Origin of the sequence: Streptomyces sp. NPDC026672 (assembly GCF_040638185.1) — a bacterium.
Lineage (GTDB): Bacteria > Actinomycetota > Actinomycetes > Streptomycetales > Streptomycetaceae > Streptomyces.
Window position 1 is genome coordinate 97765 of sequence record NZ_JBEZXS010000008.1, and the last position, 12593, is coordinate 110357.

The window sequence follows — 12593 nt, forward strand, 5'->3', positions numbered from 1 at the left end:
CGGTCCGCGGAACGCCCGGGGCAACGGCGCACCGCGGACCGCGGACCGCCAGGACATGTGTGCGGGCCCCACAGGTGTACGCCACTGACGCGCCGCAGGCCCGGGCACTGCCGCCGCGAAACTCCCGCAGCACCCGCCTGACATGGGAAATCGCCCTCTCCTGGGCATGATTGACGGATCGTCGGCAAGCCGGTACCACTGAGCGACGCTCAGTGCCCGCACACCGCGTCGAACCGGTCGAGACCCGTCGAGCCCGTCCGTCCCAGGAGGTCGCCTTGCGAGGATCCGACACACCCACGCGCGCCCGCGGTGGCGGACGCGTCCGCAGGGCGGCCGGGGCCGTCGCCTGCGGGGCCCTGCTGCTGCCGCTGCTGGGCGCCGCCCCGCCGCCCGCGCAGGGCCCGTCGACCGCCGGCGGACTGCAACGCGCGTTCACGAGCGCCGCCGCCGAGTACCACGTGCCGCCGAGCGTCCTGCTGGCCGTCTCCTACCTCCAGTCCCGCTGGGACACGCACGCGGGCGCCCCCAGCGTGACCGGCGGGTACGGCCCCATGCACCTGACCGACGCGCGCACCGCGCTCGCCGCACGCTCGCACCACGACGGGAGCACCGAGGACGCCCGCGGCGACGGTGCCCGCCCCGCCCCGCGTCCGGCCGCGGCGGCAACGGCCCCGGTGGCGGCGGCCCTGCCGGCCGGGAGTGCGCTGCCGGCGCGGCTGAGGACGCTGCCGAGGGCCGCCGGGCTGACCGGGCTGCCGGCCGAGGAACTGCGGACCGACCCGGCGGCCAACGTGGCCGGTGGCGCGGCCCTGCTCGCGGCTGCCCAGCGGGAACTCGGCGAGCCGCTGAGCGCGGACCCGGCACGCTGGTACGGCGCGGTGGCCCGCTTCTCCGGCGCCGAGGACGCGACGACGGCCGCGGCGTACGCGGACGACGTGTACGACGTGCTGCGCACCGGGGAGGAACGCGTCACCGACCAGGGCCGGTCGGTGACCCTCGCCGCCCGGCCGGACCTGGTGCCGGACACCGCGCAGCTGCGGCGGACCGGGCTCAGGTCGGTGTCGTCCGGCGACACGGAGTGCCCCTCGTCGGTGTCCTGCACCTGGGTCCCGGCGCCGTACGAGGAGTTCGGGGACGGTGACTACGGCAACCACGACCTCGGGGAGCGGCCGGCGTCGCAGAGCATCCGGTTCATCGTCATCCATGACACGGAGGGCGCCTGGGACGGTGTGCTGAACCTGATCGAGGACCCGACCTATGTGTCGTGGAACTACACGATCCGCTCGACGGACGGGTTGATCGCCCAGCATGTGAAGGCGAAGGACGTGGCCTGGCACGCGGGCAACTGGTACGTCAACGCGAAGTCGGTGGGCATCGAGCACGAGGGCTTCCTGACCTCACCGGACTCCTGGTACACGGAGGCGATGTACCGTTCGTCGGCCCGGCTGGTGCGGTACCTCGCCGCCAAGTACCGCATCCCGCTGGACCGGCAGCACGTCCTGGGCCACGACAACGTGCCGGGTCCGACGACGTCCGCGGTCGCGGGCATGCACACCGACCCCGGCCCGTACTGGGACTGGCGGCACTACTTCGAGCTGCTGGGCCACCCGTTCCGCAAGACCGCGGGCAGGGCCGGCGGGCTGGTCACGATCCTGCCGGACTACACGGCGAACCGGCCCGTCTACACGGGCTGCGTCACCGCCGGCGACCCGTGCGCGGACCACGGGTCGGGCGAGGTGCGGCTGTACTCGGACCACAGCGAGGACTCGCCGCTGATCAGGGACGTCGGGCTCGGCACCGGTCCGACGACCGACGTGAACGACCTGTCGTCACGGGTGTCGACCGGCCAGCGGTTCGCGGTCGCCGGCCGCTGGGGCGACTGGACGGCGATCTGGTACCTCGGCCGGAAGGCCTGGTTCAGGAACCCGAACGGGCGGCCGGCGGCGGTGAACGCGTCCGGCCCGGTGATCACGCCCAAGGACGGGGTGACGAGCATCCCGGTGTACGGGCGGGCGTACCCGGAGGCGGCGGCGTACCCGGCGGGGGTGCCCGCGCAGACGGTGTCGCCGCTGCCGTACACGATCCCGGCGGGCCAGCGGTACGCCGTCGGTGAGCGGGCGCCCGGCGAGTACTACTACGCCGTCACCTACACCACCGGCACGCACGCGGTCGTGATCGGCGAGGACCTGTACTACGAGATCCAGTACGGCCACCGGGTGGCGTGGGTACGCGCCGCCGACGTACGGGTGGAGTCCTCGGCCCGCTAGGACGTGTTTCGAAAGTAGCGCCGTCCGCCCGGAGGGCGGGACTTTCGAAACACGCCCTAGGCCACGGGGCCGTCAGCCCTGCTGGAAGAGTTCCGCCGGGAGCGGCTTCAGCAGGGCGTACAGGTCGTCCGTGATGGGCCGGTCCCAGGCGGCGATGGTGACGAGGACACCGTCGCTGCGGTCGAACTGGACGCAGGAGATACGGCTCTCGGAGAGCTTGAGGCGCCGCACGATCAGCAGGTTGTCGCCCTGGAGCACCGGCATGTCCTCGGTGCCGGTGACGGTGACCTCCTCCTCGTTGTCCAGCGCCAGCAGCAGCTGCACGACCTCGAAGGGGATCTCGTCCTCGGCCACCTCGCGGGCCGGGGAGCCCTCCGGGAGGTTGCCGATGATCATGGCGGGGCCGCGGCCGCCGAACAGGTCGTAGCGCAGGAAGACGCCCTGGCAGGTGCCGTCGGGCGCGGGCAGCAGACCGGCGCCGAGGTTGCCCGGCCAGTCTCCCGGGTCCATGGCCAGCACGTCGAAGTCGGGCCCGGCGGGAGTCGCGCTGCGGCGGCGGAGGAACGACATGCCGCCATGGTACGTGCACACGGGCGCCCGGCGGAGTGCGGGCGCCCCCACCACGACGCACGACGAACCCCCTGACGCGGGGCGCCCGCGCACCCTCCGGAGGGGGCCGTCGCCCGGGCGTTGTCGTGCGTCCGGGCCGTGCGTCCGGTCATTCCCCTGCCGACTCCCCTGCCGACTCCTGCGCCGACCCGCTCGTCGGCTCGTCCGTGGGGGCCGGCGGGACCACCGCGATCGGGCTCGCCGCGTGCAGCAGCACGGCCTGGGTGACGGAGCCCAGCATGCGGACGGGCGAGAGCGGGCGCCGCCGGTGCCGGCCGACCACGACGAGTTCGGCGTCCCGGGAGGCGGCCACGAGGAGCCCGGCGGCGTCGCCCGGCAGCGCGTACGCCTCGGAGGGGACGTGCGGGTGGCGGGCGCGGTGCGGGGCCAGGGCCTCCTCCAGGAGGATGCGGGTCTCGTCCTCGACGGGCTGCTGGTCGAGGACGGTGGGCACCGGTTCGCCGGCGACGGCCCAGGTCTGCACGGGCCACGGGTACGCGGCGATCACCTGGAGCCGTGCGTCGCGCCCCGCGGCCTCCGCGAAGGCGAAGGCGAGGGTGCCCTCGTCGGGGTCGTCCACCTGGACGCCGACGACCACCCGTGGGCCCGGGGCGGTGTCGACCGGGGACGGGTCGTCGGTGCCGCGGCCGGGCCGGGGCACCACGACCACGGGGCACGCGGCGGTGCGGGCGGCGGCCAGGCCGTTGGAGCCGAGCAGCAGGCTGGCGAAGCCGCCGCGGCCGCGGGAGCCGAGCACCAGCAGCTGTGCGGCGTCGCCGAGTTCGGGCAGCAGCGCGGCCGGCGCGCCCGACAGGGTCGTGTACTCGGCGTCCGCGCCCTCCGCCCGTTCCTTCACGAACGCCCGTACCCGGTCGAGGACCGGGTCGTCGTCGCCGTCCGGCGGCGCGGCGACCGGGACCTCGGGCTGCGCCCAGGGCGCGTACTGCCGTACGTGCACGACGCGGACCGGTGCCGAGCGCCTGCGGGCGTCGTCGAGCGCCCAGTCGAGTGCGCGCAGACTGTCGTCCGAACCGTCGACCGCGGCGATGACCGGCGGAGTGGTCATGGTTGCTCACCTCCGGAGTACGACCTCCCCCACTGCGGGGGTCAGCCTCGCTCAGGCATGATCCCCGAGGGGGCTCTGCTGCTCGCGTGTCCGGAATTCGGGGCGGAACACCCCCGGTTCGGCTCCCGAGGGGCGCCGCGGGCGGTTCAGGTCAGGTCGAACTCGCCCTCGCGCGCGCCGGAGACGAAGGCGCCCCACTCGGCGGGCGTGAAGATGAGGGAGGGGCTCTCCGGGCGGCCGCTGTTGCGCATCGCGATGAATCCTTCGACAAAGGCGATCTGGACATCCCCCAGACCTCGGCTGCTGGACTGCCACTCGGCGCTGCTCAGGTCCAGGTCCGGCTTGTCCCAGCCCATGAGCGGCTGCTGCTGGATGGTGCTCTCGGCCACGTCCGTGCTCCTCCCGATCGTCGTCCGCGGCCAGCCTAGCGACCCCTCCCGACCGCCAACAGGCCACGTGAGGGGGACCTTTCACAACCCGCCGACCCACACCCGTGCCGCACCGCGGCCGGGGGAAACGGTGTCGGGGGGTTGCTTCGGGGGCGGGGGGCTGGGTTACTGATCTCCGGCGGGGCGACCGAATGATCGGTCGTCCGGATCGGTGCGGTCGGTGAGGAGAGGTGGCCCCATGGCGGACGAGGTCACGGAGCTGTTCGACGCCGGGGAACGGCTCGACGCCGAGGGGCTGCGGGCGCTCCAGCTGGAGCGGTTGCGGGCCTCGCTGCGGCACGCCTACGACAACGTGCCCTTCTACCGGGAGTCCTTCGACGCGGCGGGTGTGCGTCCGGAGGACTGCCGCTCGCTCGCCGATCTGGCCCGGTTCCCCTTCACGACCAAGGCCGATCTGCGGGCGAACTATCCGTACGGGATGTTCGCGGTGCCCCGTGAGCGCATCCGCCGTATCCACGCCTCCAGCGGCACCACCGGGCGCCCCACGGTGGTCGGCTACACGGACAACGACCTCTCCATGTGGGCGGACATGGTGGCCCGCTCGATCCGGGCGGCGGGCGGCCGCCCCGGCAACCGTGTCCATGTGGCGTACGGCTACGGGCTGTTCACGGGTGGGCTGGGCGCGCACTACGGTGCCGAGCGCCTCGGCTGTACGGTCATCCCCGCGTCCGGCGGCATGACGGCCCGTCAGGTCCAGCTGATCCAGGACCTCGAACCCGGGATCATCATGGTCACCCCGTCGTACATGCTGACGCTGCTCGACGAGTTCGAGCGGCAGGGCGTGGACCCGCGCGGCACCTCGCTGCGCGTGGGCGTGTTCGGCGCGGAGCCGTGGACGCAGGAGATGCGGCGCGAGATCGAGGGGCGGTTCGGGATCGACGCCGTGGACATCTACGGGCTGTCCGAGGTGATCGGCCCCGGTGTGGCGCAGGAGTGCGTGGAGACCAAGGACGGTCTGCACATCTGGGAGGACCACTTCTTCCCGGAGGTCGTCGACCCGATCACGGGCGAGGTGCTGCCGGAGGGCGCGGAGGGCGAGCTGGTGTTCACCTCGCTCACCAAGGAGGCCATGCCGGTGATCCGCTACCGGACGCGCGATCTGACACGGCTGCTGCCGGGTACGGCCCGGGTGTTCCGGCGGATGGAGAAGGTCACCGGCCGCAGCGACGACATGGTGATCCTGCGCGGGGTGAACCTGTTCCCGACGCAGGTCGAGGAGATCGTGCTGCGCACCCCCGGGGTCGCCCCGCACTTCCAGCTGCGGCTGACCCGCGAGGGGCGGCTGGACGCGCTGACCGTGCGGGCCGAGGCCCGTCCCGGCGCCACGCCCGGGGTGCGGGAGGAGGCGGCGCGGGCGATCGCCGCGGGGGTGAAGGACGGGATCGGGGTGTCCGTCGCCGTGGAGATCGTCGAGCCGGAGTCGCTGGAGCGCTCCGTCGGCAAGATCCGCCGCATCGTGGACCTGCGCCCGCGCCCGTGAGCCGGCGTCCGCGGGAGCGGGTGTCCGTGGTCGGTCGTCCGTGAGCGCGTGCCCGACGGTCAGCCGCGGGGGTCCGGTTTTGTCACCCGGAACGCGAACTGGCCGCAGAAGGTGAGCTTGCGCAGGTTCACGAGGGCCGTGCGGCGCCGCGTCCGGTGGGCCCAGGCGTCGATCTCCGTGTTGAGCGGGGACTCCTCGTTCCAGTGGCGGCCGTACTCCTTCCGCCGGTCGTGGTAGGCGCGCATCATCAGCGTCACGCCGTCGAGCGAGGGCCGGATCTCCTTCAGGGCGAGCCCGGCCTCCTCGACGAGGACCCGGAATCCGTACGGCGTGTAGTTCCACAGGCTGAAGGAGTGATAGGGCTCGAACTGGGACGTGCTGCCGATGAACAGCCCGCCGGGGCGCAGCACGCGTCCGACCTCGGCCAGCAGTTCCCTCGGCCGCGCGACGTGCTCGAAGACCTGATGGGAGTAGATCAGCGGCAGCCCGTCGGAGCGGAACGGCAGGCGGACGCCGTCGAAGTACACCACCGGGTCGCCGCCGGGCGGGCGCTGCGCGGCCTCCGGGGAGTCGCGGATGTCGACCCCCAGCCACCGCACGCCCGGATCGTGCCGCCGGAACAGCCGGGCCGACGTGCCGCGCCCGCAGCCGAGGTCGACCACGCGGTCGGGTGCCCCGGGGGAGCTCATGGCCTCGTCGAGGTAGTAGCGCGACGTGACCTGGCGGGCGTGGTCGTCGGGGATGCAGTCGCGCATGAGGTCCCACAGGGTCGCCATGCCCCGAGGCTACGGACGGGGCGGCGGACGGTCGGGGGGCGGCCGGCGGTTCGCGGCGGGGTTCATCCCTTGGGCGGAGCCCGCCGGGGTGGCCGGTGGCACCGGTCGGGTGATCCCGGACAGGTCGTGGGCGGCGACGCTGTTGCGGTCGGCGACGTGGCGGCCGAGTGCGTGGTGCGGCCACAGTCCCCCGGCCAGTCGGCGGGTGCGCTCGCTCCACTCCAGGGCGTGGGCCGCGGGGGCCCGGTAGAAGTTGAGGGCGTAGCCGCCGGAGTGGATCCGCAGCAGGAAGAAGCCGCCGGGGTACTCCTTGGTGGCGCCGACCTCCTGCTGGACCACGTGCGGGGCGGGCGGCAGCACGGTGCGCTTGTTGCGGTGGGTGTGGCCCGCGTGGTGGAGGAAGACGCCGGGGGCGGCGGCGTAGGCGTCGAGGACCGAGCGGGCCTGGCGGCGGCCGAGGCGCTGTCCGGGGCTCACGGGCAGGACGGAGTCCCGCACGGCCAGCGGGTGGTGGCCGAAGACGACGGTGGGCTGGTCCGGGTTCTCCCTCAACCGGTGGCGCAGCCAGGACAGTTGCTCGGCGCCGAGGCTGCCGGCGCCGGCGCCGTTGTCCTGCCTGCGGTAGGTGTCGAGGCCGATGACGCGCAGCCCGCCCATGTCGTGGGAGAGGTGTCCGGGCCCGTCGTCGCCGTCGAACGCCCGGCGGAAGGAGTCGCCGTGCCCGGTGCCGGGGCGGGCCCGGTCGTGGTTGCCCCGTACGACGAGGTAGTCCCGTCCGTGGGTGCCGAAGCCGTCCAGGATGTCCCTGGCCCGCGCCAGGTCGTGCGGGGCGCCGCCGGCCGAGAGGTCGCCGGCGGCCAGCAGCAGGTCGGCCCCTCGCCGGAGGGCCTCCTCGACCACGGCCCGGCCCAGGATCTCCGGGTACGGCGGGAGTCCCGGCCGCTGCGACACCCCGCGCACCAGGGGCAGTCCGGCCACGAGTCCCGCGGTGTTCTCGCCGAGGTGCAGGTCGTTGCAGAGCGCGAGGGTCATCAGGGCGCGGCCCGGCGGGGGCTGGGGTGTGGTGAAGGAGTAGGGGCCGCCGTGCCGGCCGGGGCCGTGGTGGGAGGTGCCCGCCGCGTTGCCGCGCACCAGGTGCAGCGGTGTGGGTGTGGCGGCCACACCCTCCGATCGGGCCTGGTAGTAGTAGGTCTGTCCCGGCTCCAGGCCGGTGAGTTCCACATGGTGGTGTGCGGTGGGGCGGTCCTCCCCCGCGGTGCGGTCGAGGCGGGCCGGGTGCGTGCCGTAGACGACCTCGCCCTCCGTGACGGCGGGCAGCAGGGTGAGCGGGCCCTCGCCGGTCGCGGGCAGGGCGGTGTACCAGGTGATGACGGCGCTGTCCTCGGTGAGGGTGACCAGTTCCAGGTGGAGGGCGGCGACGGGGCGGTGGTGCGGGGGACGTGTCCGGTGGGCGGCGGAGGGGGAGCGCAGCAGTGCCGGGGCGAGCAGGAGGGCGGAGCGCAGCACTTCGCAGGGGCCGGGCAGGGCCGCGAGGGCGGCGAGGGGAGCGGGGAGGCGGCTGGCCATGTGCGGGGTGTGCCCGGCGGGTGTGAACGGCGGCCGTGGTACCGGCGGCGGGGCCGGGTATGGGACGAGACCATCTGTGGCCCCGTGCGGCAGGCCCGACCGTGATGGGTCCGACCGCGGCGGCCCCGACCGCGGCGGGCCCGACCCTGGCGGCCCCGACCCAGACGGATCCGACCGCGGCGGGCCCAACCCTGGCGGCCCCGACCCTGGCGGATCCGACCACGGCGGGTCCGGCCGTGGCGGGCCCGACCCTGGCGGATCCGGCCGTGGCGTCATGTGGTGGGTCCGAACCGGGCGCGCAGTTCCCGCTTGAGGATCTTGCCGCTGGCGTTGCGCGGCAGTTCGTCGACGAGGTGCACGCGTTTGGGTGCCTTGAACGCGGTGAGCTTCTCCCGTACGTGGGCGACGAGTTCGTCCTCGGTGACCTCACCGCGGGGTACGACGACCGCGGTGACGGCCTCGATCCAGCGCTCGTCCGGCAGGCCGATCACCGCGGCCTCGGCGACCGCCTCGTGGGTGTGCAGGGCGTCCTCGACCTGGCGCGAGGCGATCAGCACGCCACCGGAGTTGATGACGTCCTTCACGCGGTCGACGATCGTGAGGTAGCCGTCGGCGTCGCGGACCGCGAGGTCGCCCGAGTGGAACCAGCCGCCGCGGAACGCCTCGGCGGTCTCCTCCGGTTTGTCCCAGTAGCCCTCGCACAGCTGCGGTGAGCGGTAGACGATCTCGCCGGGGGTGCCGTCGGGCACGTCCTCGCCGTCGGCGTCGACCACGCGCGCGTCGACGAACAGCACGGTGCGGCCGCAGGAGTCGAGCCGGCCCTCGTGCTCGTCGGGGCCGAGCACGGCGGCGAGGGGGCCGATCTCGCTCTGGCCGAAGCAGTTGTAGAAGGCGAGGCCGGGCAGCCGGGCGCGCAGCCGTTCCAGTACGGGCACCGGCATGACCGAGGCGCCGTAGTACGCCTTGCGCAGTCCGCCCAGGTCGCGGGTGGCGAAGTCGGCGCGGTTCGCCAGGCCGATCCACACGGTGGGCGGCGCGAACAGACTGTCCACCCGGCCGCTCTCGACGAGGTCGAACAGCCGGTCGCCGTCGGGTGCGTCGAGGACGATGTTGGTGGCGCCGACGGCGAGGTAGGGCAGCAGGAAGACGTGCATCTGGGCGGAGTGGTAGAGCGGCAGCGCGTGCGCGGGCCGGTCACCGGCGCTCAGGTCGAGGGCGGTGATGGCGCTCAGGTACTCGTGCACCAGGGCCCGGTGGGACATCATCGCGCCCTTGGGGAGCGCGGTGGTGCCCGAGGTGTAGAGCAGTTGGACCAGGTCCTCGGTGCGCGGTTCGGGGCCGTCGTACGGCGGGGTGTGCGCGAGCCGGGCGAGCAGCGAGTCGTCGGTGTCGCGCAGCGCCAACACCCGTGTGCCGTGCGGGAGTCGGTCGCGCAGGCCGGGGTCGGTGAGGGCCAGGGCGCTGCCCGACTGGCCGACGATGTGGGCGAGGTCGTCGCCGGTGAGGTTCTGGTTCACGGGGACGTGCACCAGGCCGGCGCGGGCGCAGGCGAGGAACGCGACGAGATAGGCGTCGGAGTTGTGGCCGTACGCGGCGACGCGGTCGCCGGGGGCGAGTCCCTGGGCGAGCAGGACGTTCGCCGCGCGGGAGACGGCGTCGTCGAGTTCGCCGTACGTCCACGTCCGTTCGCCGTACTCCAGCGCTATGCGCGCCGGGGTGCGCCGGGCGCTGCGCCGCAGCACTCCGTCAACCGTGCTGCCGTGTCCCTGCGTCATGACAGTCGATCCTGGGTGTGCCGCCGGGGGGAGGTCAAGGACCGGCGCCGCGGCGCGCACCCGTCACCCGGCTCAACCGCCCCTTCCCCCGAAGACGTTGGGAGGCACGATGCGTATGCGTCCGAGACGGCTCGCCGTCGGCGCCGTCGCCCTGCTCACCGCCGTGACCGCGCTGCCCGCGGCGGCCGCGGAGAACCGGACCCGTCAGGAACACCCGTCCCACGGCGGGCTGTCGGCCGTCGTCCGCTACACCGAGTTCGGCGTTCCGCACATCCTCGCGAACAGTTACGCGGATCTCGGCTTCGGCACCGGCTGGGCGCAGGCCGCTGATCAGGTGTGCACGCTGGCGGACGGTTTCGTGACCGTGCGCGGGGAGCGTTCGCGCCACTTCGGGCCGGACGCGGCGCCCGACCAGTCGCTGTCCTCGGCGAGCCGCAACCTCACCAGCGACCTGTACTTCCGCGGGGTGCGCGAGGCGGGCACGGTGGAGCGGCTGCTCGCGACGCCCGCCCCCGCCGGGCCCGGCCGGGAGGTCAAGGACCTGATGCGGGGCTTCGCCGCCGGGTACGACGCCTGGCTGCGGCAGAACCGGATCACCGACCCGGCGTGCCGGGGCTCGGCCTGGGTCCGGCCGGTCACCGAGACCGACGTGGCCGCGCGCACCTTCGCACTCGCCGTGCTCGCCGGCCAGGGCCGCGCGGTGGACAGCATCACCACGGCCCAACCACCGGGACCCACCGCACCGGCCGGCACCCAACGGGCCGAACCACGGACCCCCACCGCTCCGGCCGGCACCGGCCGAGTCGCGCCGCCGGTGGTGTCCTCCGGCTCTTCCGGGGTGGCCGATGTCGGGCGGACGGCGCGTGCCGTGCGGGAGTTGTTCGCCGTGGACGACGCCGGCATGGGGTCCAACGCGGTCGCCTTCGCGGGCTCCACCACGGCCGGTGGCCGCGGGCTGCTGCTGGGCAATCCGCACTATCCCTGGCAGGGCGGCCGGCGCTTCTGGCAGTCGCAGCAGACGATCCCCGGACGGCTGGACGTGACGGGCGGCTCGCTGCTGGGCTCGCCGACGGTGTCCATCGGCTACAACGCCCATGTGGCGTGGAGCCATACGGTCGCCACCGGAGTGCCCCTCAGCCTCCGGCAGCTGACGCTGGACCCGGCAGAGCCGACCGTCTACCTGGTGGACGGCAGGCCCGAGCGGATGACGAAGCGGACCGTCACGGTCCGGGTGAAGGACGGCCCGCCGGTGACCCGTACCCAGTGGTGGACGCGGTACGGCCCGGTGGTCACGTCGCTCGGCGCGTCGGTGCCGCTGCCGTGGACGGCCGCCACGGCGTACGCCCTGGACGATCCCAACGCACGCAATCTGCGCTCCTCCGACACCGGTCTCGGCTTCAGCCGGGCCCGCGGCACGGCCGACGTCCTCGCCGCTCTCCAGCGCACCCAGGGGCTGCCCTGGGTGAACACCGTCGCCGCCGACTCCGCGGGACACACCCTGTTCACCCAGTCCCAGGTGCTGCCCCGTGTCACCGACGACCTGGAGCAGCGCTGCTCCACACCGCTCGGCAGGGCCACCTACCCGTCGTCCGGTCTCGCGGTCCTGGACGGCTCGCGCGGCGACTGCGCGCTCGGCCGGGACCCCGACGCCGTGCAGCCCGGTGTCTTCGGGCCCGCGAAGATGCCGACGCTGCGGGACGCGCCCTATGCCGAGAATTCCAACGACAGTGCCTGGCTGGCCAACGCCGAGCGGCCGCTGACCGGGTACGAGCGGGTCTTCGGCACGGTCGGCGCCGTGCGCTCGATGCGCACCCGGGGCGCCCTCCAGGACGTGTCGGCCATGGCCGCGCGCGGTGGTCTGACCGTGCGGGACCTGGAGCGGCAGCAGTTCGCGAACCGGGTGCCCGCGGGCGACCTGGTGGCCGACGACGCGGCGCGGGCGTGCGCGGCGCTGCCCGGGGGCACGGCGACGGGCAGCGACGGCACGGCGGTCGACGTCGGCGGGGCGTGCCCGGTGCTCGCGGCGTGGGACCGCACGGCCGGCACCGGGAGCCGGGGCGCGCTGCTCTTCGACCGGCTGTGGCGCCGACTGCCCGTGGCGCAGCTGTGGAAGGTGCCGTTCTCGGCGGCCGACCCGGTGAACACCCCGAACACGCTCGACACGGGGTCGGCCGCCTTCGCCGCGGCGCTCGCCGACACCGTCGCCGAACTGCGTGCGGCGGGCATCCCGCTCGACTCCCCGCTGGGCGCCCACCAGTTCGTGGTGCGGGACGGGCGGCGCATCCCGGTGCCGGGCGGGACGGAGTCGCTGGGGGTGTGGAACAAGGTCGAGCAGGTCTGGGACCCGGCGCACGGCGGGTACACGGAGGTGACGACGGGCTCCAGCTACATCCAGGCGGTGGGCTGGGGCCGCGGCCCCTGCCCGGTCGCCCGTACGCTGCTGACGTATTCCCAGTCCTCGAACCCGGACTCGGCCCACCACGCCGACCAGACCCGGCTGTTCTCCGACGGGCGGTGGGTGACGTCACGGTTCTGCGAGAAGGACATCCTGGCGTCGCCCGCGCTGCGGGTGGTGCGGGTGTCGGAGCGCTGACGCCCGGGGGCC

9 protein-coding genes are annotated in these 12593 nt (G+C 74.1%); 3 read left to right on the forward strand and 6 right to left on the reverse strand.

Annotation, left to right across the window (positions count from 1 at the left end; genetic code table 11):
* The first annotated feature begins 275 nt into the window (after positions 1 to 275).
* Positions 276 to 2267 carry a peptidoglycan recognition family protein gene (locus AB0F77_RS11740; protein WP_361945358.1) on the forward strand — a complete coding sequence of 664 codons (1992 nt, stop codon included), beginning with the start codon at positions 276 to 278 and terminating at the stop codon, positions 2265 to 2267.
* A gap of 72 nt (positions 2268 to 2339) precedes the next feature.
* On the opposite strand, the gene AB0F77_RS11745 is transcribed toward AB0F77_RS11740, so the two are convergent.
* From AB0F77_RS11745 to AB0F77_RS11755, 3 genes are all read right to left on the reverse strand, one after another.
* Positions 2340 to 2837, reverse strand: a complete 498-nt coding sequence (locus AB0F77_RS11745; protein ID WP_361945361.1) for a hypothetical protein — start codon at positions 2835 to 2837, stop codon at positions 2340 to 2342.
* Between the two features lie 148 nt (positions 2838 to 2985).
* Entirely contained in the window at positions 2986 to 3942 is a 957-nt protein-coding gene (locus AB0F77_RS11750) for a universal stress protein (protein ID WP_361945364.1), read from the reverse strand.
* A 146-nt stretch (positions 3943 to 4088) separates the two neighbouring features.
* On the reverse strand, positions 4089 to 4331 hold the full coding sequence (locus AB0F77_RS11755) for a DUF397 domain-containing protein (RefSeq protein ID WP_361945367.1): 243 nt from the start codon (positions 4329 to 4331) through the stop codon (positions 4089 to 4091).
* A gap of 238 nt (positions 4332 to 4569) precedes the next feature.
* Between AB0F77_RS11755 and paaK the strand changes: the two genes are divergently transcribed.
* On the forward strand, positions 4570 to 5871 hold the full coding sequence (gene paaK / locus AB0F77_RS11760; protein ID WP_361945370.1) for a phenylacetate--CoA ligase PaaK: 1302 nt from the start codon (positions 4570 to 4572) through the stop codon (positions 5869 to 5871).
* Positions 5872 to 5930: 59 nt separating this feature from the next.
* Here paaK and AB0F77_RS11765 read toward each other — a convergent pair whose 3' ends face one another.
* From AB0F77_RS11765 to AB0F77_RS11775, 3 genes are all read right to left on the reverse strand, one after another.
* On the reverse strand, positions 5931 to 6647 hold the full coding sequence (locus AB0F77_RS11765; RefSeq protein WP_361945373.1) for a methyltransferase domain-containing protein: 717 nt from the start codon (positions 6645 to 6647) through the stop codon (positions 5931 to 5933).
* Between the two features lie 9 nt (positions 6648 to 6656).
* Positions 6657 to 8213, reverse strand: a complete 1557-nt coding sequence (locus AB0F77_RS11770; protein WP_361945376.1) for a metallophosphoesterase family protein — start codon at positions 8211 to 8213, stop codon at positions 6657 to 6659.
* Positions 8214 to 8485: 272 nt separating this feature from the next.
* Complete coding sequence (locus AB0F77_RS11775) at positions 8486 to 9988, reverse strand: acyl-CoA synthetase (RefSeq protein WP_361945379.1); 1503 nt, start codon at positions 9986 to 9988, stop codon at positions 8486 to 8488.
* Positions 9989 to 10097: 109 nt separating this feature from the next.
* On the opposite strand from AB0F77_RS11775, the gene AB0F77_RS11780 reads away from it, so the two are divergent.
* The gene (locus AB0F77_RS11780; RefSeq protein ID WP_361945382.1) at positions 10098 to 12581 is read left to right on the forward strand and encodes a penicillin acylase family protein; all 2484 of its coding nucleotides are present in this window, start codon (positions 10098 to 10100) and stop codon (positions 12579 to 12581) included.
* The last annotated feature ends 12 nt before the right edge of the window (positions 12582 to 12593 follow it).